The organism is Pseudomonas sp. IPO3774 (assembly GCF_013386835.1).
GTDB lineage: Bacteria > Pseudomonadota > Gammaproteobacteria > Pseudomonadales > Pseudomonadaceae > Aquipseudomonas.
The window spans coordinates 144060-165453 of record NZ_JACAQY010000036.1 but is presented as its reverse complement, the minus strand read 5'-3'; the positions used below and the strand labels follow the sequence as shown (position 1 = coordinate 165453).

The 21394-nt window shown below is 60.5% G+C and carries 25 protein-coding genes; 13 read left to right on the top strand and 12 right to left on the bottom strand.

The genetic code is table 11. The features are described 5' to 3' along the window. The first annotated feature begins 21 nt into the window (after nucleotides 1-21). From HYE77_RS20685 to HYE77_RS20675, 3 genes are all read left to right on the top strand, one after another. The gene (locus HYE77_RS20685) at nucleotides 22-1254 is read left to right on the top strand and encodes an MFS transporter (protein ID WP_177069241.1); all 1233 of its coding nucleotides are present in this window, start codon (nucleotides 22-24) and stop codon (nucleotides 1252-1254) included. 294 nt (nucleotides 1255-1548) lie between these two features. Next, the gene (locus HYE77_RS20680; protein WP_003214518.1) at nucleotides 1549-1926 is read left to right on the top strand and encodes a glyoxalase/bleomycin resistance/extradiol dioxygenase family protein; all 378 of its coding nucleotides are present in this window, start codon (nucleotides 1549-1551) and stop codon (nucleotides 1924-1926) included. Nucleotides 1927-1946: 20 nt separating this feature from the next. Next, the gene (locus HYE77_RS20675; RefSeq protein WP_102368493.1) at nucleotides 1947-2450 is read left to right on the top strand and encodes a DUF2867 domain-containing protein; all 504 of its coding nucleotides are present in this window, start codon (nucleotides 1947-1949) and stop codon (nucleotides 2448-2450) included. Nucleotides 2451-2478: 28 nt separating this feature from the next. On the opposite strand, the gene HYE77_RS20670 is transcribed toward HYE77_RS20675, so the two are convergent. Together HYE77_RS20670 and HYE77_RS20665 are read right to left on the bottom strand one after the other, a co-directional pair. Then, a complete protein-coding gene (locus HYE77_RS20670; RefSeq protein ID WP_003214516.1) occupies nucleotides 2479-2697 on the bottom strand; it encodes a DUF4287 domain-containing protein in 219 nt (72 codons plus the stop codon). A gap of 85 nt (nucleotides 2698-2782) precedes the next feature. Then, nucleotides 2783-4456 carry a M24 family metallopeptidase gene (locus tag HYE77_RS20665; protein WP_177069240.1) on the bottom strand — a complete coding sequence of 558 codons (1674 nt, stop codon included), beginning with the start codon at nucleotides 4454-4456 and terminating at the stop codon, nucleotides 2783-2785. A 77-nt stretch (nucleotides 4457-4533) separates the two neighbouring features. On the opposite strand from HYE77_RS20665, the gene HYE77_RS20660 reads away from it, so the two are divergent. Continuing rightward, entirely contained in the window at nucleotides 4534-6033 is a 1500-nt protein-coding gene (locus tag HYE77_RS20660) for a PLP-dependent aminotransferase family protein (protein WP_008438849.1), read from the top strand. A 199-nt stretch (nucleotides 6034-6232) separates the two neighbouring features. Here the strand turns inward: HYE77_RS20660 and HYE77_RS20655 are convergent, their stop codons facing one another. Continuing rightward, nucleotides 6233-7570 (bottom strand): MFS transporter, encoded by a 1338-nt coding sequence (locus HYE77_RS20655; RefSeq protein ID WP_177069239.1) that lies wholly within the window; start codon nucleotides 7568-7570, stop codon nucleotides 6233-6235. 336 nt (nucleotides 7571-7906) lie between these two features. On the opposite strand from HYE77_RS20655, the gene HYE77_RS20650 reads away from it, so the two are divergent. Next, the gene (locus HYE77_RS20650; protein ID WP_256347393.1) at nucleotides 7907-8650 is read left to right on the top strand and encodes a hypothetical protein; all 744 of its coding nucleotides are present in this window, start codon (nucleotides 7907-7909) and stop codon (nucleotides 8648-8650) included. Nucleotides 8651-8704: 54 nt separating this feature from the next. Here the strand turns inward: HYE77_RS20650 and HYE77_RS20645 are convergent, their stop codons facing one another. Further along, the gene (locus tag HYE77_RS20645) at nucleotides 8705-9181 is read right to left on the bottom strand and encodes a GNAT family N-acetyltransferase (RefSeq protein ID WP_003214507.1); all 477 of its coding nucleotides are present in this window, start codon (nucleotides 9179-9181) and stop codon (nucleotides 8705-8707) included. A 208-nt stretch (nucleotides 9182-9389) separates the two neighbouring features. Here HYE77_RS20645 and HYE77_RS20640 point away from each other — a divergent pair, with 208 nt between their 5' ends. Further along, on the top strand, nucleotides 9390-9623 hold the full coding sequence (locus tag HYE77_RS20640) for a hypothetical protein (RefSeq protein ID WP_008438825.1): 234 nt from the start codon (nucleotides 9390-9392) through the stop codon (nucleotides 9621-9623). A 364-nt stretch (nucleotides 9624-9987) separates the two neighbouring features. On the opposite strand, the gene HYE77_RS20635 is transcribed toward HYE77_RS20640, so the two are convergent. The 4 genes from HYE77_RS20635 to HYE77_RS32630 form a co-directional block, all read right to left on the bottom strand. After that, nucleotides 9988-10425, bottom strand: a complete 438-nt coding sequence (locus HYE77_RS20635) for a hypothetical protein (protein WP_157222886.1) — start codon at nucleotides 10423-10425, stop codon at nucleotides 9988-9990. A gap of 81 nt (nucleotides 10426-10506) precedes the next feature. Beyond that, nucleotides 10507-10743, bottom strand: coding sequence for a hypothetical protein (locus HYE77_RS32635; protein ID WP_083853257.1), 237 nt, complete (start codon nucleotides 10741-10743; stop codon nucleotides 10507-10509). Between the two features lie 171 nt (nucleotides 10744-10914). Continuing rightward, entirely contained in the window at nucleotides 10915-11241 is a 327-nt protein-coding gene (locus HYE77_RS20630; protein ID WP_008438824.1) for a DUF6124 family protein, read from the bottom strand. A 324-nt stretch (nucleotides 11242-11565) separates the two neighbouring features. Further along, complete coding sequence (locus HYE77_RS32630; RefSeq protein WP_256346977.1) at nucleotides 11566-11694, bottom strand: hypothetical protein; 129 nt, start codon at nucleotides 11692-11694, stop codon at nucleotides 11566-11568. A gap of 114 nt (nucleotides 11695-11808) precedes the next feature. On the opposite strand from HYE77_RS32630, the gene HYE77_RS20625 reads away from it, so the two are divergent. The 5 genes from HYE77_RS20625 to HYE77_RS20605 all read left to right on the top strand — a co-directional run bounded on the left by HYE77_RS20625 (nucleotide 11809) and on the right by HYE77_RS20605 (nucleotide 14875). After that, a complete protein-coding gene (locus tag HYE77_RS20625; RefSeq protein WP_008438818.1) occupies nucleotides 11809-12408 on the top strand; it encodes a hypothetical protein in 600 nt (199 codons plus the stop codon). A gap of 48 nt (nucleotides 12409-12456) precedes the next feature. Further along, nucleotides 12457-12849 (top strand): hypothetical protein, encoded by a 393-nt coding sequence (locus tag HYE77_RS20620; RefSeq protein WP_008438809.1) that lies wholly within the window; start codon nucleotides 12457-12459, stop codon nucleotides 12847-12849. A gap of 124 nt (nucleotides 12850-12973) precedes the next feature. Then, entirely contained in the window at nucleotides 12974-13414 is a 441-nt protein-coding gene (locus HYE77_RS20615; protein ID WP_008438802.1) for a TspO/MBR family protein, read from the top strand. Nucleotides 13415-13561: 147 nt separating this feature from the next. Continuing rightward, on the top strand, nucleotides 13562-14461 hold the full coding sequence (locus HYE77_RS20610) for an alpha/beta hydrolase (RefSeq protein ID WP_050550331.1): 900 nt from the start codon (nucleotides 13562-13564) through the stop codon (nucleotides 14459-14461). 33 nt (nucleotides 14462-14494) lie between these two features. After that, nucleotides 14495-14875: a cytochrome c gene (locus HYE77_RS20605; RefSeq protein WP_177069238.1), complete on the top strand. Its 381-nt coding sequence runs from the start codon at nucleotides 14495-14497 to the stop codon at nucleotides 14873-14875. 115 nt (nucleotides 14876-14990) lie between these two features. Here the strand turns inward: HYE77_RS20605 and HYE77_RS20600 are convergent, their stop codons facing one another. Genes HYE77_RS20600 through HYE77_RS20590 form a run of 3 tightly spaced genes read right to left on the bottom strand, consistent with a single transcriptional unit; the run spans nucleotide 14991 to nucleotide 18109 of the window. Then, nucleotides 14991-16202 (bottom strand): YeeE/YedE family protein, encoded by a 1212-nt coding sequence (locus tag HYE77_RS20600; protein WP_177069237.1) that lies wholly within the window; start codon nucleotides 16200-16202, stop codon nucleotides 14991-14993. 22 nt (nucleotides 16203-16224) lie between these two features. Then, nucleotides 16225-17430, bottom strand: a complete 1206-nt coding sequence (locus HYE77_RS20595; RefSeq protein WP_177035784.1) for an arabinose transporter — start codon at nucleotides 17428-17430, stop codon at nucleotides 16225-16227. Nucleotides 17431-17452: 22 nt separating this feature from the next. Further along, nucleotides 17453-18109, bottom strand: coding sequence for an O-methyltransferase (locus HYE77_RS20590; RefSeq protein ID WP_003214482.1), 657 nt, complete (start codon nucleotides 18107-18109; stop codon nucleotides 17453-17455). A 129-nt stretch (nucleotides 18110-18238) separates the two neighbouring features. Here HYE77_RS20590 and HYE77_RS20585 point away from each other — a divergent pair, with 129 nt between their 5' ends. Continuing rightward, entirely contained in the window at nucleotides 18239-18877 is a 639-nt protein-coding gene (locus HYE77_RS20585) for a TetR family transcriptional regulator (protein WP_177069236.1), read from the top strand. Nucleotides 18878-18911: 34 nt separating this feature from the next. Here the strand turns inward: HYE77_RS20585 and HYE77_RS20580 are convergent, their stop codons facing one another. Then, the gene (locus tag HYE77_RS20580; protein ID WP_087694345.1) at nucleotides 18912-20303 is read right to left on the bottom strand and encodes an aldehyde dehydrogenase family protein; all 1392 of its coding nucleotides are present in this window, start codon (nucleotides 20301-20303) and stop codon (nucleotides 18912-18914) included. A gap of 104 nt (nucleotides 20304-20407) precedes the next feature. On the opposite strand from HYE77_RS20580, the gene HYE77_RS20575 reads away from it, so the two are divergent. After that, entirely contained in the window at nucleotides 20408-21283 is an 876-nt protein-coding gene (locus tag HYE77_RS20575) for a LysR family transcriptional regulator (RefSeq protein ID WP_177069235.1), read from the top strand. The last annotated feature ends 111 nt before the right edge of the window (nucleotides 21284-21394 follow it).

The following is a 21394-nucleotide window of genomic DNA, read 5'->3' as shown; positions in this document are numbered from 1 at the left end:
ACTTTTGGAGGGTGACCAGTGATGAGTAGTTGTGTGTGTGACGCCGTAACCGGTGCAGATGCAGCGCCCGCGACACCGGCCTGGATGGCGGTGTTTTCGTTGGCGATGGGCGTGTTCGGATTACTCACGGCGGAGTACCTGCCGGCCAGTTTGTTGACGCCGATGGCGGTCGAACTCGGCGTCTCGGAAGCCTTGGCAGGGCAGGCGGTGACAGTCACGGCGGTGGTGGCGTTGTTCGCCGGTTTGCTGGTACCGGGCCTGACCCGCGGGATCGACCGGCGCGTGGTGCTGTTGTGCTTCAGCGCACTGATGATCTGCTCCAACCTGCTGGTGGCGGTCTCGTCGAGCCTCACGGTGTTGCTGCTGATGCGCGTCCTGCTGGGCATCGCCCTGGGTGGCTTCTGGAGCATGGCGGCGGCGGTGGCGATGCGGCTTGTACCGGCGGCACTGCTGCCGCGTGCCTTGTCGATCATCTTCAGCGGCATCGCGGTGGGCACTGTCGTGGCGGTGCCGCTGGGCAGCTTTTTGGGTGGGCTGTACGGCTGGCGCAGCGCGTTTCTCGCCGCCGCCGCAGTGGGCGGCGTGACCCTGGTGTTCCAGCTGTTCACCTTGCCGCCGCTCGCACCCCGCAGGACCGCCCGCTTGAGGACGGTGCTGGAAGTGCTGCTGCGCCCGGGCATTGCCGTGGGCATGTTGGGGTGCGTGCTGGTGCACACCGGGCACTTTGCGCTGTTCACCTATATCCGGCCATTCCTGGAAAGCACCACTGGCGTCGATGCCGAGGGGCTGGCGTTGATGTTGCTGGGATTCGGTGTTGCGAACTTTGCCGGCACGCTGCTGGCCGGCTGGCTGCTGGTGCGTCTGCCGCGTGGAACATTGGTGCTGATGCCCGCGCTGGTGGGCGTTGCGGCGCTCGCCCTGGCGCTGTTGCCGGCAACCGTGACCGGCCAGGTGTGGTTGTTGATGCTCTGGGGCCTGGCGTTTGGCGGGGTGCCGGTGGCCTGGTCGAACTGGGTGGCGCGGGCAGTGCCTGACCAGGCTGAAAGCGCCGGGGGCATGGTGGTGGCTTCAGTGCAGTCGGCGATTGCAGCCGGTGCGGCGGCAGGCGGCGCGATGTTCAGTTTCAGTGGTATCGGCGGGGTCTTTGTCGCGGCAGGTATCTTGATGCTGTTGGCGGCACTGTTGATTGCGCTGAAGGTGAAGGTTGAAGCGCCTCCACAAGGTGCAGAGGCGGGGCCGGTGTTTCATCTCTGAAACCGTGTTAGAGGCAGGGGGTGAGAATAAACGCATGCGCTTCGCCCCCTTTCAGTTCGCTTGATCAATCCTGCTGGTTTTGGGCTCAGTTCCGACTCCGAGCAATCGTAGCTGAACGACCGCCTGCTGATCATTGACCTGCAGCGACCCTCGTATCTCTCTTTACTTCGGTAGCTGCGCAAAATAACCTCTGCCTCGCAGGCACCGTCCTGCTCCTTCAGGTTTGGCAAGGCGCTTCACACTCACCAGCACCGCCTGGCAGGTGTCATGGTGCTTGCACGTTGAGGTTCTGCGATGAGCGCAGTCGTTGATCATGGCGTCCGTTTCGGACGAATTGCAGTAACGCTTCCCGTAAAGGACATGGGCAGGGCCCATGATTTTTACACCAGGGCCCTGGGGTTTACGAAAGCATTCGAAAATGGAAACCCGATCGGCTTCATGATTCTGCAGCGCGACCAGGGCGAGCTGCATTTGACCTTGCAACCCAACCACCCAGCCGCCGCGTTCACGATTGCCCACCTGATGGTGGACGATGTCGACAGGCTGCACGCCGCTTGCGTGCAGCATGGGGCGAGGATCATCAAGCGCCTCAAGGATCAGGATTACGGGTTGCGGGCGTTTGTGTTCGAAGACCCGGACGGGAATCGTATTGATGTAGGTCAGCCGCTCTAACCGAGCAATCAGGGAAGATAATGTTGACGACTACCGATGTTGTTCACACGCTGCGTGCACCGTCAGAGCTTGATTACTACGACACCCGGTCAGCCCCGCTGCCTACTGAAATCACCGCGCTGGATGCCTGGAACATCATGACCGGCGAACCGGGGCCGTTGATGCAGGTGGCTTTCCGAATCAGGGATGCCATTTCCTCGTTGTTTGGTGTGAAGCGCATCGGTGGGTTCTCCGGCACCTTGCGCGAGGCTGTGCAGGTCGGCGACCGGCTGGACTTCTTCCTGGTGGAACGCAGCGCGCCCGACATGCTGGTGCTGACCGAGCGTGACCGGCACCTGGATGTGATGATCTGCCTTTCAATCGCTGACCGTGTACTCACGATCACCTCGTCGGTTGTCACCCATAACACCTATGGGCGCCTCTACATGCTGCCAGTGGGGCCAGCGCACAAACTCATTGTGAATGCTCACCTACGACGACTTGAACGAACGCTGCAAGAGACAGCCGCAACGCCCGGCGGGTAGGCACGTTCACCGCCCGCCGGGAGGTGGATCAATTGCCTTTTTCAGCCGCCAAGAAGTACGCAACCAACGCATTGGCGTGACCATGGCCCATGCCGTGTTCAGTCTTGAGCAAGGCCACAAGCTCCATATGCTTCCTGGAACTGGCGGCCTTGAGCAGATCCAGCCAGTGGCTAATGGGTTGCCCATAGTTTTTTTCGATGGAGGGGAAGTACGACGCTGGCCCTTTTGTTTTTGTGTCGTCGGTCATGATGCAAACTCCCTTTTTGCTGAGGTGATAATGCCCGGATAACGTTACCGCTCTGGACTCACCGGGTCCACCGTACGGCCCGTCCCTACACGCCCCCGTTGGCCTCGCCAATCAGAATATCCTCGAAGAACGCCCCGACCGGTTGTGTGGGATGGCAGATCTGTATCTCCAGCACCCAGACCATCTCGCTCGGTACGATCTCGACTTCAGCCAGCTTGTCCTGCCCGAACAGGGCATGGGGGAAGTCGGCGATGCGGTGTCCGGCCAGGTTGCGCTCAAGGCGCCAGCCCTTGGAGAGGGCGCTACCCTCAGCGAAGTCGTACAGCTCGCGCCCGGTCAGCCCGCGGTGCCAGGCGTTGCGGGTTTCGTCGAACACTTCATGCAGGGCCTTCGTGCAAGCGTCATGCAATGGGTGCTCGCCGAATACGAAGGTGTCGCCATAGTCGCCTTCATAGCCATCCCACACCGGGCCAAGGTCCACCACGGCGATATCGGTGGGCCGCAGCTTGCGCAGCAGGTCGATGCCTTGGCGGGGTGTGCGGACGGTGTCTTCGCCAAAGCGGATATAGGTGGGATGCCAGGTGTGAGACGCGCCCATGGCCTGCAATGTCTCGCTGGCCATTGCGAGGGCTTGCGCCGTGGTCATGCCGACTTTCAATTGATCGGCGATGGCGGCCAGGGCCCTGACCGTTTGCTCGCGGGCCGCGAGCATGCCGTCCAGCGAGTAGCGCGGGCCGACTTTTTCCAGCACCGGGTGCCGCGTGTTGAGCGACTCCGCTGGCGTCAATGCACCGCTGGGGACGAAGGCTTCGGCGACGAAACGATGCGCCTGCGCACCCGCCGCCAGGCAGGCTTCGCGGGCCTGGTTGATCATCGTGCTATTGCCGCAGGCGTAGATTTGGCTCTCGGCCCAGTCATGGGGCTGTGTCAACGCGACCTGCTGTACGCGGGCGTCTGCCGACAAAACCCGATGCCAGAGAAAGCGTGGATGGGCCTGGCTGGCCCGTTCGAGAAACTCGACGTCATAGAAGTCTGCAGGTGCCGAGTTACCCCAATACAGGGTGACCTCGGCCTGGCGGGCCAGGGCCGTCAGCAACAAGGGCTTGATACCGGCATAACCGGTCCCGGTAGCGAACAGCACAACAGGGCGTTCATCGTCGTGTTGCCAGGTGCAGGCGCCCACGGGGCCTTCGAGTTTCACCGCATCACCCACTTGCAAGGTCGGCAGGATGCGTTCGGAAAACAGGCCGCCGCTGACCTGGCGAATATGAAATACCAACCGGCCTTGATCCTGCGCGGGCAGATTGGCCACGGAGAAACAGCGGCTGTCGCCATCGTCGAGGCGAAACCTGAGGTACTGGCCGGCCCGGACTTCGAGTGGCTGGGCAGTCAGCAACACCAGCTCGACGATGTCGGCGCTCAACGCGCGTTTGCTGATCACCTGTGCGCTGGCTTCCAGCGCGGGCGTGTCCAGTGACCAGCCGGGGATTTCCAGGCGCATGTCGCTGCAGGCATGGCTCTGGCACAGCAACATCTCGTCAGCCGCGAGCGGGTAAGAAGGGGCAGGGGTGTCGGGTGTGCGCAGCTTTTCCCGGTGCTGGCCCGACACCACCTTGACCTTGCACGATCCGCAGGCGCCGCGCCGGCAGGAAAAGGGTACGGCGAGACCGCTGGCCAGCATGGCGTCGAGCAGCAATTGATCGGCAGCTTCGAAGGATTTGCCCGAGGGCAACAATTCAACGACATGGCGGTTTTGCATAAACACCTCGGGGCAATTGAGGCTCGATTGTTGCGGTAGACTAGGACCAGGAGAACCTCCAGTTTTGGATAATTCATATGGTCCAGCTTCGCAAATGGCGCCCGCTGCTCAAACTCGATGGGGAGCAGCCGCAGGCGTCCTACAGAAAGATCGTCGAGGGCCTGGTGAGCGCGATTGTCGAGGGCCGCCTGCGCCCCGGAGCGCTGTTGCCCGGCACGCGGGAGATGGCGCAACTTCTGGACGTCAACCGCAAGACGGTGATCCTTGCCTACGAGGAGGCGGTGACCAAGGGCTGGCTGGTCAGCCTTCAACGTCGCGGTACCTTCGTCAGTTCGCAGCTGGCGACAGGCGCGGTGCCGGCCACCCGCGCCCCGAAGTCGTTTGCCCCGGCATTGCGGGAGGTGCCTGCGGCGGCCTATTTCACCCCGGGCGAACAGGTGACAGCCCTGCAACACCGGCCCGGCGCGCTGTTTTTCGACAATGGCGCCTGTGACCATCGCTTGCTGCCGCAAGCCGTGCTGCACCGCTATTACCGCAATGCCTTGCGCAACAGCTTTACCACCAACACCGTGCGCCATGGCAGCGAAGGCAGCGGCCAGTACCTGCGCAACGCCCTGGCCGAAATGTTGCGCCACAATCGCGGCCTGACGGTCGGCGCGCCGCAGATTTGCCTGACCCAAGGCGTGCAGATGTCGCTGTACCTGACCGCCAGCGCGCTGCTCAAACCCGGTGATGTGGTGGTGGTCGAACGCCTGAGTTACCCACCGGCCTGGGAGATTTTCCGCCAGTTGGGCGCGCAACTGGTCACCGTGGACCTGGACGACGAAGGTTGCCGGGTCGACCAACTCGCCGAGCTGTGCCGCCTGCATGACGTACGGATGATGTACGTCACCCCCCATCACCAGTTTCCTACCACCGTCAGCCTGCGTGCCGGACGTCGCCAGCAGCTCCTGGAACTGGCCCGGCTGCATGACTTCTGCATCATCGAGGAAGACTACGACCACGAGTATCACTTTGCCGGACGGCCCTATTTGCCCCTGGCCAGTGACAGCGCCCAGCGTCATGTGATCTACATCGGCTCGCTGTCCAAGTCCCTGGGCAGCACCTTCCGTTGCAGCTATATCGTTGCCCCGTCGAACCTCATCGAAGTGCTTGAGCGTACGGCGGCGGTGAGCCTGGGCCAGGGCGATGCCGTGATGCAGCGGATGCTCGCGGACCTGATCAACGATGGCGAATTGAAGAAGCACCTGCGGCGGGTGTCCAGGGAATACCGTCGGCGTCGGGAGACCCTGCTCAGTTGTTTGCTGGAAGCTTTTGGCGAGCAGATCTCTGTGCAGGAACCCGAAGGCGGGCTGGCGCTGTGGGTAAAGTTCGCCGACTCAATCGACGTCGACCGACTGGCCGAAAAAGCACTGGAGCTGGACCTGGTGGTGCGCAGCGGTCGCCTGTTTTCACCGTTTGATCATCCTGAAAATGCCTTGCGCCTGGGCTTCGCCTCGCTCAATTCGGAGGAAATCCGCGTCGCTACGCAGCGTTTGGCTCAGGCGGCGCGGGCGATTGGGGAAGTGGCTAAATAGTTACGCCGGCTGACGCCCACACTGTTCAGTCCGGAAGTGGAGATCTAACAAGCAAAGAAAAACCAATGTGGGAGCGGGCTTGCTCGCGAATGCGGTGGGCCAGTCAGCACATTTTTCACTGACAGACCGCATTCGCGAGCAAGCCCGTTCCCACAGTTGATCTTTGTTGGATTGGGCATTGCGTTCACACCAGCCGAACCTAGCGCGACAACACCGGCGCTGCGCCTTTTTCCTCCACGCCCACCTCATGCAGCGAAATCCGCGACGTCTCCGGCAACGCCAACCCGCCCGCCAACGCCAGCACCGCCACCGCAATCAGATAAAACGCCGGCGACAGGTTGCTGCCCGTGGTACTGATCAACCACGTCGCCACCAACGGCGCCGTACCGCCAAAGATCGTGTACGCCATGTTGTAGGTAATCGCCGAAGCCGTATACCGAGTGCGTGTCGGAAAGGTCTCCGACAACAACGCCGCCGTCACCACTCCACACAACACCGCGCCCACCGCCAGCAACATCACCCCCACCACCGACGCCGCGAACGACCCGGAACTGGCCATCAGGAACGACGGGTACACCACCACAATCAACAACACACACGCCGTCATCACCGTGACCCGACGCCCCACCCGATCCGAATACAACCCCGCCAGCGGGCAGATCGCCGCCGCGAAAATCAGCGCAATCAGCGACACCAGCAACGCCACCGCCCGACTCAAGCCACCCGCCACCTGCAGATACGTCGCGAAGTAGGTGGTGAACATATAGAACGACAACGCCGTAAGCGACACAAAAGCGCCCAGGCAACAGATCGCCGCACCATGGTTGCGCAAGGTTTCCCTGAGGGGAGAGTGCGCGACCGCGTGCTCCTGCTTCACCGCCTGGAAGGCCGGCGTCTCATCCAGCTTCCAGCGCAGGTAAAGCCCCACCAGCCCCAGCGGCGCCGCGATCAGGAACGGCAAGCGCCAGCCCCAGCTGCCCATCGCCTCGGCGGACAGCGAAGCCTCCAGTGCGTACGCCACCACGGCCGCCGCAGCGAACGCAGAAAACGTCGACACCGGCACAAAACTGCCATACCAGGCGCGCTTGTCACTGGGCGCATGCTCCATCAGATAGGCACAGGCCCCGGCGTATTCGCCCCCGGCGGAAAAGCCCTGGCCGCAGCGAATCAACGACAACAGAATCGGCGCCGCCACGCCGATGGCGGCATAGGTGGGCAGCAGGCCGATCAGCGTGGTGGCGCCGGCCATCAGCAAAATCGTCATGGCCAGCGTGCGTTTGCGCCCGATCCGGTCGCCGAGCATGCCAAAGAAAATCCCGCCCAGGGGCCGGAAGGCGAAGGCCACCGCGAACACCGCAAAGGTCTTGAGCAACGCCGCGCTGGCGTCACCGCTGGGGAAGAATTGCTGGGCGATGGTGGTGGCGAGAAAGCCGTAGACGGCGAAGTCGAACCACTCCACGAAGTTACCGATGCCGGCGGCGATGATCACTCTGCGCAGGGTTTGGGGGCTGACCTGGTCGGTGGATGGGCTCGTCATGGGGGAAGGCCTCGGCGGTGGTAAGGGGATGCTTGATTATCGGGGGCGGGGATTGGGCGGCGGGGCTCAAAAGAGTCGTCCGCGTAGTTAGTAGCGACTTGGTGGGAGTGATGCAGGCAGGATTTGAGCCAGGTAAGGCGGGGAGCTATCCAGGGAGGGGGTGGGTGATTTCTACGCAAGGACCACAACGGAAAAGGGGTCAGACCACGTTTTCACTATCTGCCAGATGTAAAAGACAGTTCGCCGAGAGAAGTTTCGTGTGCCTTGATTCCCGAATGAGGATGAAGAAGACTCCATCAATTATCTGAGGTCGAACCAACGACCGAAGTTGTCGAAATGGGATTACTTTTGAGCATGGGGCCGCCGATGCAGGGAAAAACGTTCGAGATAGTGCGAATAGATCAGATCCACGAAATTGTTTCGCCAACCGTAGAGTCACTTTTACAGCCGTTAGGATTCGAAGTTCAGGGCCCGCTGTCCTGGCTTCGTAGCGTCGATGCTCCCATTCGCCAACTCTTTCGCCTTGAGCAGTGGAAAGGCGGCGCGCTAGCGCCGTCATGGGCTCTGTCACTGGACTTCGTTCCCCATCTTTCCGGCAATGAAATCAAATGGCACAGGACGTCAAAATCAGCACGACCTGATCTGACTTTCGATGTGCGCGATCGAGCGTTTGATATCTCATGCAGCTACGGACCTGATGCCATAGCAACCAGCGCACCCAATATCCTCCGGGCTGCCATTCCAAAAGCTGAATCGTTTTGGGACGAGGCTCGTTCGATAGCCGCCCTGCCTGGTGCTTTCGAGCGGGTCAAGCAGCATTTGTCGACGGGTGGCCTGGGTTTCTACAACTACATACAACATCCTCTTGCATACGCGTTTGTATTGGCCATGAACGGCAAGCCCGATACAGCCGAAGAAGAGTTTCAACGCTATTCACAGCGTCTTTCAGAGGCGGCTCGAAAAAACTCCGCAAGCTATTCATTGATGCAGGCGGTCACCTTGGCTAAGCGAGTACGGCTTTTTCAACAGAATCGGCCAGAAGCGGCCGCTCATGACCGACCGCTTCCGACCCAAAGCTGACTTTCGTCAGTGAATCAAATTCCTCCAAGCGCCCGTGGAGGTATGCAGAATAAATCACTCCAACTCAAGTTCCATGTGAATGATTTCTATGGGTTGCCCACCCACACCATGGCTGAAAAAACCGTGCTTTTGTGTCACAAAGCCATGTTTTTTATAGAAGCCTTCAGCATTCAAAGTCGACTCTACCTTTATGACGCGGATGCCAGGCCCACGCGCATTATCAATACCTGTCTTGAGCAAATGAGCACCGAGCCCCTTACTGGAGGCCTCGAGAAGAAGAAAAAGCCGTGTAACTTCTCCTGGCTCTGAATCCACAAATCCAACGATCCTTCCCAGATGCAGCGCCACGACCATTTGCCCTTGCTTTATCAGTTGCTCATAAAACTCTGGGGTTCTTTCGCCCATCCAGCCATTGAGTTGCTCTGGGGTATAGAGTCCGTTCGACAGCTCGGTTATTGACTGCCGAGTGACATGGAAAATAGCTAGGCCATCTCCTGGCAGTGCAGTCCGAAGGGTAAATTCCTTTTTCATGTCCGCTACTCTTTTTTCTGATTTATGGTGCCCTTGAATATTGTTCGAAGGTCAGCTTTTGGCCGAAACCAGCCCTTTAATTCCCATACCGGTCTACCATGGCCCCCCCGGCAGTGGTTCCACGCGCTACCGACCTCAATCTCAAGGTATCGCCCATGACCTCTTCACCCCGCATCACCCCATCCCGCACCTCATCCGAGGCATCCCAATGAGCATCGACCAAATCAGCCTCCCAAAAGGCGTAGGCCCTCACGCCATCAAGCTCCTCGACGCCATCACCGGTGCTGACACCAAAGAAGACCTCAACCGCGCAGGCGGGAAGGCTGAAGGTTTTGTATTGGGTCTGGAAAGCGCCAAGGCTATCAAAAGCCAAATCGCCGAGTCGCTGTATGTGGCATACGACGACGCGGCGAGTAATCGGTTGAGTGAGTTGAAGGGCTAGTCCCGCTGGACCGCGTTCGGCTTTAGCTTCGAGGTGTTTCGCGGTCCATCAGTTTGCGATCAGCAATTCGCTCAATTCGTTCAGTTGGTGGATGGTCAGTGCCGCATCGCGGTCTGTCCGGTCAGTTCGTCGGACAGCTCGAGCAGCAGGGCACCGACTGAGCAAACGGTTTTGTGTTTGTTGGCTATCAGAATTTCGCTGCTGACGCCGGAGAGTGCGCTGAAAAGGGCGGTCGTCTCTGGGACGGTAGCGGGATTCAGGCCGTGATCAAGAAGGAAAAGAAGTCTGGTTTTTTAATCGAAAAAATAAAGCCCCTTTCTGTTCAGCGTGGTGCCGGGTTATCCAGGCATATCAAGTCATTTCATTACCTGTCGGGCCAGGAAATATCATCAGAATTCAACCATGTTATCCGAGCTGATTTAACTCTCGGATTCTTTAAAAAATCTTCCACCGCTAACCATGCTACATCGGGCTTTAAAAATGAGCCTTCAGGTACGAACTGATCATCACCACAATTCTTAACGACATTAATTTTATTCAGTGTACCCACTGAATAAAACTCAGCGCCTGTTCGTTCTCCGGATATTCGGATGTTGTATCTAACTGAAATACCTAACTCTTTATTCTCTAGCACTGATAGCTCGGACTTGTCACCTTCGTCACTAATATAGCTAAATACTCCATCACCGGACCCTTTCTGCCACTTTGAAGATTGATAGTTCAAGAAGAACTCAGCATATGCCTGAGGATCTGGATCAATATCAACGTCATGATCAAGAAAGAAACATTTTAATTCAGGCATAGCACGCTCGCTAAAATTGAGTTAGGCAACCATCACATACAGTCTTTTAGAAAAGACGTGAAGTGATTCTGACCACATCAATCAATGACATTTGCGGCTTTGCCATTCACTCCAGCAGTTCTCCGCAACTATATCCGGATAGCCGCGTTCCCTTTCCATATCAAGCGCCACGCTGAATGGCAGGGTAATACAAACCGCCTGGTCTCGAATATTGCAGACCTCAGCCTCGGTAAGAGGTGAACCCTTTCTGTCTTCAGCGGCGGTGAGAACGGCTACGAGGGCTGGTACAAATACTAGGCATAGCGGATCAGCGTCCATGAATCACCTGTTGGGTTTCGACTAGGCCCATTACAACGAACCAGGCGGGGTTCAGCAATGGCTGAATGCACCGTGCGCCTCTCGCCGCGTCGCTGTATATGACATACGACGACGCGGCGAGTAATCGGTTGGGTGAGTTGAAGGGCTAGTCCCGCTGGACTGCGTTGGGCTCTATGCCCGAGGTGTTTCGCGATCCATCAGTTTGCCGATCAGCAGTACGCTCAATTCGCTCAGTTGGTGAATGGCCAATGCCACGTCGCGGTCTTTGCCGGTCAGTTCGTCGGACAGGTCGAGCAGCAGGGCGCTGACGGAGGAAACGGTTTCGTAGCTGTTGGCGATCAGGATTTCGCTGCTGACGCCGGAGGTGACGCTGAAGAGGGCGGTTGTCTCTGGGACTGTCTCGGTGCCGGGATTGAGGTAGTGATCAATGGCGCGCTGGGCAGCCTGGTGGAGTTTTAGATCCGGTTTCTTCGGAGGATTCGGCGTTACTTTGAACATGGTGCAATTCCTGAATGGGGCCGACACCCTTTCGCTACTACACAAGAGGGTGGCAGCTGTACGCAGGTTAGTAGACCGGGGAATTACACAAAGCCGGCGCACCCGAAGGCGCCCTACGCACAGCCACCATCAAGCACAGACAGGAACGTCTGATAGATGCAGCTCATGCACTATGTGTAATTGACCCTAGGGCTACTAAACCCGATCACTGAGTTTTCAGCGACCGAGCAACCTTAGAGATGACCAACCAGGTGCACAAGCCGGCGGATTCTGACGCAAGCGTAGGCAAAGGAGCAAGGTGCTACGGCCTACGCAAAGTCTCCTTTATCCCGCAAATGCAACCACCAGCCCATCGGCCTTTACGGTCCATTCACCTTTCAAACCGTGCTCCAACACTTCGGCGGTGGCCGCGAACAATTGCCAGTCGGACGTTTCCGAAATCTGTATTTCCATAAAGTTTCGCCGAAAGGTACTTGTCGTAGAATGTGACAAAACCTGCGCAGCTTTCAAAGGAATGACCCCCTGGCAACGCGCGCAACGACCTGCCGTGTCCGTTATGGAAAACCTATGCGCTCTTATCGCCTGTTGTACGTGTTACTGGCCCTGATCCTCAGCGGCTGCAGCATTCCGTATCAAACACCCGAAGCCCGGCAGCAAATCGAGCACGACCTACAGATTGCCCCCGGTTCGGTGCGGGCCCTGAGCCAGACCAACTGGTGCTACTTGCCCTACGGCTCGGAGAATGGCGGCGATGGCCAGTGCCGTGCCACTCAGGGGCTGGGCGTTCTGGTGGACGATGGCTTGATTCTGAGCACCTATTCCGGTGGCCGTTATCAGCGCTTTATCACACTGCGTACCCGCGATGTGCTGTGCGTGAAAACCTTCCGCAGCCGTGAAGCCGCCGCGGCGTTTTTCGCGTTCACTCGGGCGGGGGCTGCTCAGATCATTCCGCTGACGGCCGAGGGGCAGTTCAACACGCCGGTGAAAATCCAGTTTCTGGATTACCTGCTCGGTGAGAACCAGCCGGGCGATCTGACCACCGACAAGACCTATGTGCGTGACACCGGCAAAAATGCCTACTCCGTCGGGATCATTCCAGGCACGAAAATTCCGTATGTGTCTGCGGTGGCGGCGACGGAAGTGTTCAATCCCTGTCCGGAAAAGTAGTCGCCGGCAGTAACCCAGCGCGTATGAATCACTATCAAGGAGAGCGACATGGCGGGTGGCGAGATTGGGTGTGGTTCGTTTCAGGGCAGCGACAAGTCGGGGTCGGCCTTTGAGGCGGTGCTGGACGCGCTGCCGTTGCAGGCGCGGGACTGGGTCGAGGCGGCCAGGCAGCAACTGGACTCGGCTGACGTTGTGCTGCTGGAGGTTGATCATGCGCAGGGCTTGCTTCCCTTTTTGAAGGACTACCAAACACGCTTGATCGCCGATATCGGCCACGATGATTGGGAGCGGGCCGCGCGGGATGAAGCGGCGTCGTTTGATGATGTGGCTGCCAAGTGGGGCGCGGGCAAGGGCTGGCGACTTTATTGTGTACGGGATCTGGTGCGTGCTTGTGAGCAGTCGGCGGTGGAGCAGCAGCCTGTTTACATCGCGTTCAGCTAGGGCATCTGTGGCGGGGCACGGAGCAAAGAAAAATACACTTTTTGCTGCGCGGGGCGTCCAACCCTGAAACCGCCGTCAAGGCTTTCATCTCCAGGCAGCTGCTCTCAGCTAAGGACCGATCATGGTGACGTTGTTTATTTTTCTTCTGGCCTGCGGTGCTGCTGCGAGCACCGGCATTATCTTCAAACCGGGCGACTGGTACGCCACCCTGGTCAAACCCAGCTTCACCCCTCCCAACTGGCTGTTCCCGGTCGCCTGGACCATCATCTACCTGCTGCTGGCTTGGGCTGGCTATCGCTTGACCCTGATTCCCAGCAGCGAAATCGTGCTGGCTCTATGGGCCGCACAGATCGCCCTCAACACCCTGTGGACGCCCGTGTTCTTCGGTGCCCACCGGATTTTCGCCGGGATGGTGATCATCACGCTGCTGTGGCTGGTAGTGGCCGCCATGGTGCTGCTGACGGTGCGGCTGGATTTGATCACCGGGCTGATCCTGTTCCCGTACCTGGTGTGGCTCAGCGTTGCGGCTGCGTTGAATTTCTCCATCCTGCGCAATAACCGCTGAGCCTGGCGGCGTGGGCAGAGGGCGGAAACATCATTGCCATGATGCCCACGCACACTGGCCAAGGTGAACATCTCTTTTAGAGATAGAGGGAATATCGAATTGGAAACTCACACGCTGTGGCCTGCTGAAGAACATGAACTGGCGCAAATGCAGCGCTTTAACCAGAAGCTCGCCTGGATGCCGCGCTTTCGCATCCGCAACCGCGTGACGCCCCGGGTGATCCAGGCGCTGTTGCGCTCCAGTCAGATGGTGGCCGGCAACAAGTTGCTCAAGCATGGCCTGCAGGCTGAAAGCCGGCGGGTGGGCTCGGTGCCGGTGCGCATCATCCGGCCGAAGGGCAAGGCCAAAGGCGTGGTGCTGGATATCCATGGCGGCGGCTGGGTGATCGGCAATGCGCAGATGAATGACGACCTCAACGTGGCCATGGTGAATGCGTGCGAGGTGGCGGTGGTGTCGGTGGATTACCGGCTGGCGGTGAATACACCGGTCGAAGGGATTCTGGAAGACTGCCTGGCCACGGCGCGCTGGTTGCTCGGGGACTGTGAGGAGTTCGCCGGCCTGCCGGTGATCGTTGTCGGCGAGTCTGCCGGTGGGCATCTGGCGGCGGCCACGTTGCTGGCGCTGAAGCAATCGCCCGAATTGCTGGCGCGGGTGAGCGGGGCGGTGCTGTATTACGGCGTCTACGATTTGACCGGTACACCGAGCGTACGCACGGCAGGTCGCGAAACGCTGCTGCTGGACGGGCCGGGCATGGTGGAGGCGCTGCGCTTGCTGACGCCGGGCCTGAGTGACGAGCAGCGTCGGCAGCCGCCGTTGTCACCGTTGTATGGCGACCTTGCCGGGCTGCCGCCGGCACTGATGTTTGTGGGGGAGCTGGACCCGTTGCTGGACGACACGCTACAGATGGCCGAGCGATGGGCGGGGTCCGAGGTGTTTTTGTTACCGCAGGCGGCTCATGGGTTTATTCATTTTCCGACGGCGATGTCGGGCCGCGTGCTGGCTTACAGTCGCGAGTGGATAACGGGTCGTTTACGCTCGGTTGGTTGATATTGGATTTTTACAACAAGGCCACATGGAAAGATGAGAGCAAAAACATTCATCGCGTCGCTGGGGATTTTATCGCTGGTTCAAACATCACTGTCCTTTGCGGACAACGCTAACGGGAAAAACATTTATCTGCAGCGCTGCGCCATGTGCCACGGCGCGGATATCAAAGGCACGGGACCCTTGGCGAATAAAAGCAATCCGCCTACGCCTGACCTGACAACGGCTACTTTCAAAAAACGCTTGAGTGATTATCCGGGCGTTATCGTGTCGTCCGTCATTCTTCGTCCAAATGGCGACCTGATTCCCAGAACGTTGCGGGAGAACGGTGTGAAGTTGTCACCGTTCACCTGGAAAGTTCAGGACTTCCGCGACTTGAATCAGTACATGAGTGGAGTGATTTCAAAAAGCCGATGATGCTGCTCGTTCCCACGCTCCGCGTGGGAATGCATCCCGTGACGCTCCGCGTCACCAACAGCGGGACGCAGAGCGTCCCTGGCGGCATTCCCACGCGGAGCGTGGGAACGATCAGTCAGCAACCGGTCAACGCTACCTGCGGACGCTCACCTGCAAAGAAGAACGGCCGCAACCGCACGCCCACGCTATTCCCGATAAACGCCGCCACCAACCACACCCAGCCATGCAGACTGCCCGACGCAATCCCGCTGAAGTACGCGCCGATATTGCAGCCATACGCCAGGCGCGAGCCGTAACCCAACAGCAACCCACCGATCACCGCCGCAAACAGCGAGCGTGCCGGAATTTTGAGGCTTGGAGCGAAACGCCCGGCCAATCCCGCAGCCAACAGCGCACCGAGGATGATGCCGATGTCCATTACGCTGGTAACGTCTTCCCACACCGGCGCCGCCAGGGCCTTGGCATTGCCCGGCATTTGCCAGAACGCCCAGCTGCCTACGTCCACGCCCAACCCGCCGGCAACCTTGGCGCCCCACAGGGCGAACGCCGAAGTGATACCCCATGGCCGCCCGGCCAGTGCCAGGGTGGCGTAGTTGAGCAGGGCCAGGCCAATCGCGCCCCACACCAATGGCCATGGCCCGCGCAGGAAGCGGCGCAGGCCCTGGTGTTCGCTGGTCACGCCGGCTTCGAGTTGCCCGTGACGGCCTTTTTCCAGGCGCACGGTGACTGCCGCGATGATGCCAAATACGGCCAAGCTCAGCAGCAAGGCCGGCACCACGCCGAAGCTTTTGACGATGGAAACCGCCGGGAACGAAGGCAGCGAGAACCACCAGTCGACGTGGTGAGTCGCAATCAACGAACCACAGATAAAGAAGAACAGCGTCACCAGCATGCGCGCGTTACCACCGCCCACAGTGAACAGGGTGCCGGACGCACAACCGCCGCCCAGCTGCATGCCGATGCCGAAAATGAATGCCCCGAACACCACCGAAACCCCGGCCGGTGCCACCAGCCCGACCACGGGCTGGCCGAACAGGGTGCCGGCCCCCAGCGCGGGGAAGAACAGCACCACGGCAATCGCCAGCATCACCATTTGCGCACGCAAACCCGCGCCACGCCGGTCGGTGATGAACACCCGCCAGGCCGAGGTGAAGCCGAAAGCGGCGTGGTACAGCGTCAGGCCCAGTGCGGCGCCGACCACCAGCAACAGCACCTGGCGCGAGCCGACGCTGTTTTGCAGGAAGACGGCGCCGAACAGCAGGATGGCAAACGCCAGCAATGGCGCGACCGGCTTGCGCGCTGGGGTTGTGGATAGGGAAAGGCTCATCGGGAATCTCGGGTGATGTGGGTTAAGGGCGAGGTGGCGAAGTATAAACCTCGCGCTCCGCCACTGGCGCCTTGAAAAGCAACGCCAGCGCCACGATCACCGAGAGCGCCACGGCCACTGCGCCCGCCAGGTACACCGATGCCACTCCGGCCACGCCGGCCAAGGCGCCGATCAGCGGGGTGCTGACCCCCAGCGAAATATCCAGGAACGCCACATACGCACCCATCGCCAGGCTGCGGGATTGGGGCGGCGCGCGCTTTATCGCCTCCACCCCAAAGCCGGGAAACGCCAGGGAGTAGCCGAACCCGGTCAGCGCCGCGCCCAGGTAGGCGGTCAAGGCGCTGTCTGCGCCCCAGATCAACAGCTGACCGGCGGCTTCAATTATCACGCACACCAGCGCGACCTTGGCACCGCCGATCTTGTCGGGCAGGTGCCCAAAGAAAATCCGCGCGCCGATAAACGCCAGGCCAAAGGCGGTAAACGCCAATGACGCATTGCCCCAGGCCTTGGTGGCAAACAGCAGCGCGATAAACGCGGTAATCACGCCAAACCCGACGCTTGCAAAGGCCAGGCCCAACCCCGGTACCCACACCGAGCGCAGCACCTTGAAAAACGAGGTGCGCCGCTGGCTGGTGGGCGCAACGCCTTGCGCTCCGGCGACGATGGCCAGTGCCAGCAGCGGAATCACCATGGTCCCGACGGCGATCCCGCTGAAACCCCACTGGCTATTCACCGCCACCCCGAGGGGCGCGCCCAGGGCAAACGCGGCGTAGATTGCGATGCCGATCCAGGCCATGACCTTGCCGGTATTTTGCGGCCCCACCAACCCGACACCCCAGCCCATCGAGCCGGTCACGATCAGGCTTTCCCCCAGCGCCAGCACCACGCGCCCGGCGAGCAACACCCACACCGAGACCACCGGTGATGCCACAAACGCCAGGGACGCGAGGTAGATCAAGCCGGAGCTGGCCGCCACCAGCATGCCCACAAGCATGGCGCGCTTGGGGCCGCGCATATCGGCAAAATTGCCGGCCCAGGACCGCGACAACAATGCCCCGGCAAACTGCGCACCGATCACCACGCCCACCACCAGCGTGTCCATGCCCAAGGTGTTGTGCAGGTGCAGCGGCAGCACCGGCAGTTGCATGCCGATGATCAGGAACCCGACAAACACCGCCAGGGTGATGGGCAGTAATTTCAGTACCACAGGGCTTACCAATCCAGACATGAGTTGAATCCTCTGACGGGCATCAGCCCAGGCGAACGGAAAGCTCGACGTCGTCACCGATCGGCACCGACAGGTAGCCGTTTGCCGGCGAGCGCACCCGGGCCAGGTAGTCGGGGCAGTAGTCGGTGTTGTCGGCGATGATCAGCGCGCCGGGCTTGAGGCGGCTTTCCACCAGGTTCAGTACATCGCCATACAGGGCTTTGGCGCCGTCGAGCAGCAGCAGGTCGACGCTGTCGGGCAGGCCGGTGGCCAGGGTGACCAGGGCATCGCCTTGGCGGATCTCCACGAGGTCGCTCACGCCGCCTTGCTCCAGGTGTTGCCGGGCGAGAGCGATCTTCGAGGGCTCGAACTCGCTGCTGATCAGCGTGCCGCCGCCGTTGTCCCGCAGGGCGGCCGCCAAGTGCAGGGTGGACAGGCCGAACGAAGTACCGAACTCGACGATGGCCTGCGCTTTGCTGCTGCGTGCGAGCATGTACAGCAGGGTGCCGGTGTCGCGGGAGACGGGCAACCACAGGTCTTTCAGCATTCCGTAGAGTGCCAGGTAGTCGGTCTTGCTGCGCATCAGGCGGTCGCGTTCTTCGTGGGTCACTGTGTTGATGATGGGGCTGGTGGCGGCATCGGCCTGTGTGTACAGCCGTTCAATCAGGGCCGCCATCGGGGCCGAGGTAAGCGTATTCATGGGGATGTCCTGCTGCAGGTTGAGCGCCGTGAGGCGCCGGGCTAGTATGCGAATGATTCGTCGCATTTAAAGTATGCGAACAATTCGTCACATTCGCTATTCGCATTCCAACGGCAGCAGGAAGGCCCCATGACCGATCGCCAGACCTCGCAGATTTCCTCACGCAAAGAGCCCAAACAGGCGCGATCCACCGGGTTGGTGACGGCCATTCTCGAAGCGGCTATTCAGGTTTTGGCCAAGGAAGGCGCCAGCCGTTTCACCACCGCCCGTGTCGCGGAAAAGGCCGGTGTCAGCGTGGGGTCGGTGTACCAGTACTTTCCCAACAAGGCGGCCATCCTGTTTCGGCTGCAGACCGATGAGTGGCAGCAAACCTCGCAGATGCTCAGCCGCATTCTGCAGGACGTAAGCCAGCCGGCCCTTGAGCGGTTGCGGGCGTTGGTGCATGCGTTTATTCGTTCGGAATGTGAGGAGGCGCAGATGCGCGTCGCCCTGAGCGACGCCGCGCCGCTGTACCGTGATGCGCCCGAAGCCCATGAGGTTCGCGCAGAAGGGCAACAGATTTTCCAGGCGTTCATGCTGGAACTGCTGCCGCAGGTGCCTGAAGCCACCCGCGCCCTGGCCTGCGATTTGATCGCCACCACCTTCAGTTCGGTGGCAAAGGAATTCTCGGGAAACCCGCGCACCGAGGCGCAAATCACCGCCTATGCGGATGCCATGGCGGATATGTTCAGTGCCTACGTGACGGTGCTGAATCAGACAGCACGATGACCCGCAGGGCGGGCCATCGTTTGCAGCGCGTGCCTTAGCGGCGGTTCAGCCACACGGTCTGCGCGTTGCAGAATTCCCGCACACCAAAGTGCGACAACTCCCGCCCGAAGCCGCTCTTTTTCACACCACCAAACGAGACCCGGGGATCGGACACGCTGTAGGCGTTGATAAAGATCCCGCCGGTTTCCAGTTGGTTGGCGATGCTGCGTGCCTTCTCTGGGTCGGTGGTGAACACACTGGCGGTCAGGCCGAACTCACTGTCGTTGGCGAGGGCCACGGCGTGGTCCGCATCGCGGGCGGTGATGATGGAGGCGACCGGGCCGAACAGTTCCTGTTTGAACGAGGTCATCTGGTCGGTGACGTTGGCCAGCACGGTGGGGGCGTAGTAGTTGCCCGCGCCTTCGACTTTGCTGCCGCCCAGCAGCAGGGTGGCGCCTTCGGCCAGGGTGGCCTGGACCTGGCCGTCGAGTTCGTCCCGCAGGTCGAAGCGGGCCATCGGGCCGATGTAGGTCTCGGTAGCGGTCGGGTCGCCCATCACCAGGTTGCGGCTGGCTTCGAGGAATTTGGCGGTGAAGGCTTCCACCACGCCTTCTTCGATGATCAGGCGCTTGGCGGCGGCGCACACCTGGCCGGAGTTCTGGAAACGGCCGATCAGGGCGGCTTGCACGGCTTCGTCGAGGTTGGCGTCGTTGAGCACGATGAACGGGTCGGAACCGCCCAGTTCCAGTACGCATTTTTTCAGCGCGGCCCCGGCCTGGGAACCGATGGCCATGCCGGCGCGCACGCTGCCGGTGAGGGTCACGGCGGCGATGCGCGGGTCGGCGATGGCTTTGGACACGCCGTCCTGGGTGACGTTGATCACTTCGAACAGGCCATCGGCAAAGCCGGCGCGCTGGAAGGCTTGTTTCATCAGGTACGCGCTGCCCATTACGTTAGGCGCGTGCTTGAGCACGTAGGTGTTGCCGCTGAGCATGGTTGGTACCGCGCCGCGCAGCACTTGCCACACCGGGAAGTTCCACGGCATTACAGCGAGGATCGGGCCCAGCGGGCGGTATTCGATCTGGGCGGTGCCGTTGTCCACCAGGGTGGCTTCCGGGGCCAGCATGGCTGGGCCGTGGGCGGCATACCACTCGGCGAGTTGCGCGCATTTTTCGATTTCGCCACGGGCCTGGGCGATGGGTTTGCCCATTTCCAGGGTGATCATCTGGGCCATTTCTTCGGCCTGGTCGCGCAGGGTGCTGGCCAGGGCCAGCAGCAATTCGGCGCGCTGGGCGACGGGGGTATTGCGCCCGTTGCGGAAGGCGTTGATCGAGCGGGTCAGGGCGGCATCCAGCTGCGCCTCGGTTTCGTACGGGTAGCTGGCGACCGTTTCACCGTTGGCGGGGTTGATCGACAACGCGTGGGTCTGGGAGGAAATGGAGTTCATGGCACCGTCCTGCGCAGTGAATGGGATGGAGGCCAGCGTACGGGGCTGTATCTTTTTCGGAAACTGAATAATATTAAGCAATACGTTCACGTTTGGAGAATGACTTGGATCTGGTCCAGCTGGAAATTTTCAAAGCCGTTGCCGAGCAAGGCAGCATCAGCGCTGCCGCGCAGCTGATCCATCGGGTGCCGTCGAACCTGACCACGCGGATCAAGCAATTGGAGCAAGACCTGGGCGTGGACTTGTTTATTCGCGAGAAGAGCCGGCTGCGGTTATCGCCGGCCGGGTGGAATTTCCTCGGGTATGCGCGGCGCATTCTCGACCTGGTGCAAGAGGCCCGGGCGACGGTGGCGGGGGAGGAGCCCCAGGGCGCGTTTGCGTTGGGCTCGCTGGAGAGTACGGCGGCGGTGCGCATCCCGGCGTTGCTCGCGGCGTATAACCAGAAGCACGCCAAGGTCGAGCTGGACCTGACCACCGGGCCGTCCGGCACGATGATCGAGGGTGTGTTGTCGGGGCGGCTGGCGGCGGCGTTTGTCGATGGGCCGGTGTTGCACGCGACGCTGGAGGGCGTGGCGGTGTTCGAGGAGGAGATGGTGGTGATTGCGCCGTTGCATCACGCGCCGATCACCCGGGGGCGGGATGTGAGCGGGGAGAGCATCTACACGTTTCGTTCTAACTGTTCGTACCGGCATCACTTCGAGCGTTGGTTTTCACAGGATGGCGCGGTGCCGGGGAAGATCTTCGAGATGGAGTCGTACCACGGGATGCTCGCCTGTGTGAGTGCCGGTGCCGGGTTGGCGCTGATGCCGCGGAGCATGCTGGAGAGCATGCCGGGGTTTACGGCGGTGAGTGTGTGGCCGCTGACCGATACGTTCCGGATTCTGAATACCTGGCTGATCTGGCGCCGGGGTACGGTGTCGCAGAGTCTGAACAGTTTTGTGCAGTTGCTGGAAGAGCGTGGCCTGGCCCTGGCATTGTAGCCGTAGCAGCTGTCGAGCCCCGGCGAGGCTGCGATGGCGTCGGCACAGTCGACATTTATGGTGCCTGACCCACCGCTATCGCGGCCTCGCTAAAGCTCGACGGCTCCCACA

Bases quoted from the DNA above. Each gene is read 5' to 3' on its own strand.
- HYE77_RS20685 (WP_177069241.1), top strand. From the start codon at position 22: ATGAGTAGTTGTGTGTGTGACGCCGTAACCGGTGCAGATGCAGCGCCC.
- HYE77_RS20680 (WP_003214518.1), top strand. From the start codon at position 1,549: ATGAGCGCAGTCGTTGATCATGGCGTCCGTTTCGGACGAATTGCAGTA.
- HYE77_RS20675 (WP_102368493.1), top strand. From the start codon at position 1,947: ATGTTGACGACTACCGATGTTGTTCACACGCTGCGTGCACCGTCAGAG.
- HYE77_RS20670 (WP_003214516.1), bottom strand. From the start codon at position 2,697: ATGACCGACGACACAAAAACAAAAGGGCCAGCGTCGTACTTCCCCTCC.
- HYE77_RS20665 (WP_177069240.1), bottom strand. From the start codon at position 4,456: ATGCAAAACCGCCATGTCGTTGAATTGTTGCCCTCGGGCAAATCCTTC.
- HYE77_RS20660 (WP_008438849.1), top strand. From the start codon at position 4,534: ATGGTCCAGCTTCGCAAATGGCGCCCGCTGCTCAAACTCGATGGGGAG.
- HYE77_RS20655 (WP_177069239.1), bottom strand. From the start codon at position 7,570: ATGACGAGCCCATCCACCGACCAGGTCAGCCCCCAAACCCTGCGCAGA.
- HYE77_RS20650 (WP_256347393.1), top strand. From the start codon at position 7,907: ATGGGATTACTTTTGAGCATGGGGCCGCCGATGCAGGGAAAAACGTTC.
- HYE77_RS20645 (WP_003214507.1), bottom strand. From the start codon at position 9,181: ATGAAAAAGGAATTTACCCTTCGGACTGCACTGCCAGGAGATGGCCTA.
- HYE77_RS20640 (WP_008438825.1), top strand. From the start codon at position 9,390: ATGAGCATCGACCAAATCAGCCTCCCAAAAGGCGTAGGCCCTCACGCC.
- HYE77_RS20635 (WP_157222886.1), bottom strand. From the start codon at position 10,425: ATGCCTGAATTAAAATGTTTCTTTCTTGATCATGACGTTGATATTGAT.
- HYE77_RS32635 (WP_083853257.1), bottom strand. From the start codon at position 10,743: ATGGACGCTGATCCGCTATGCCTAGTATTTGTACCAGCCCTCGTAGCC.
- HYE77_RS20630 (WP_008438824.1), bottom strand. From the start codon at position 11,241: ATGTTCAAAGTAACGCCGAATCCTCCGAAGAAACCGGATCTAAAACTC.
- HYE77_RS32630 (WP_256346977.1), bottom strand. From the start codon at position 11,694: ATGGAAATACAGATTTCGGAAACGTCCGACTGGCAATTGTTCGCGGCC.
- HYE77_RS20625 (WP_008438818.1), top strand. From the start codon at position 11,809: ATGCGCTCTTATCGCCTGTTGTACGTGTTACTGGCCCTGATCCTCAGC.
- HYE77_RS20620 (WP_008438809.1), top strand. From the start codon at position 12,457: ATGGCGGGTGGCGAGATTGGGTGTGGTTCGTTTCAGGGCAGCGACAAG.
- HYE77_RS20610 (WP_050550331.1), top strand. From the start codon at position 13,562: ATGCAGCGCTTTAACCAGAAGCTCGCCTGGATGCCGCGCTTTCGCATC.
- HYE77_RS20605 (WP_177069238.1), top strand. From the start codon at position 14,495: ATGAGAGCAAAAACATTCATCGCGTCGCTGGGGATTTTATCGCTGGTT.
- HYE77_RS20600 (WP_177069237.1), bottom strand. From the start codon at position 16,202: ATGAGCCTTTCCCTATCCACAACCCCAGCGCGCAAGCCGGTCGCGCCA.
- HYE77_RS20595 (WP_177035784.1), bottom strand. From the start codon at position 17,430: ATGTCTGGATTGGTAAGCCCTGTGGTACTGAAATTACTGCCCATCACC.
- HYE77_RS20590 (WP_003214482.1), bottom strand. From the start codon at position 18,109: ATGAATACGCTTACCTCGGCCCCGATGGCGGCCCTGATTGAACGGCTG.
- HYE77_RS20585 (WP_177069236.1), top strand. From the start codon at position 18,239: ATGACCGATCGCCAGACCTCGCAGATTTCCTCACGCAAAGAGCCCAAA.
- HYE77_RS20580 (WP_087694345.1), bottom strand. From the start codon at position 20,303: ATGAACTCCATTTCCTCCCAGACCCACGCGTTGTCGATCAACCCCGCC.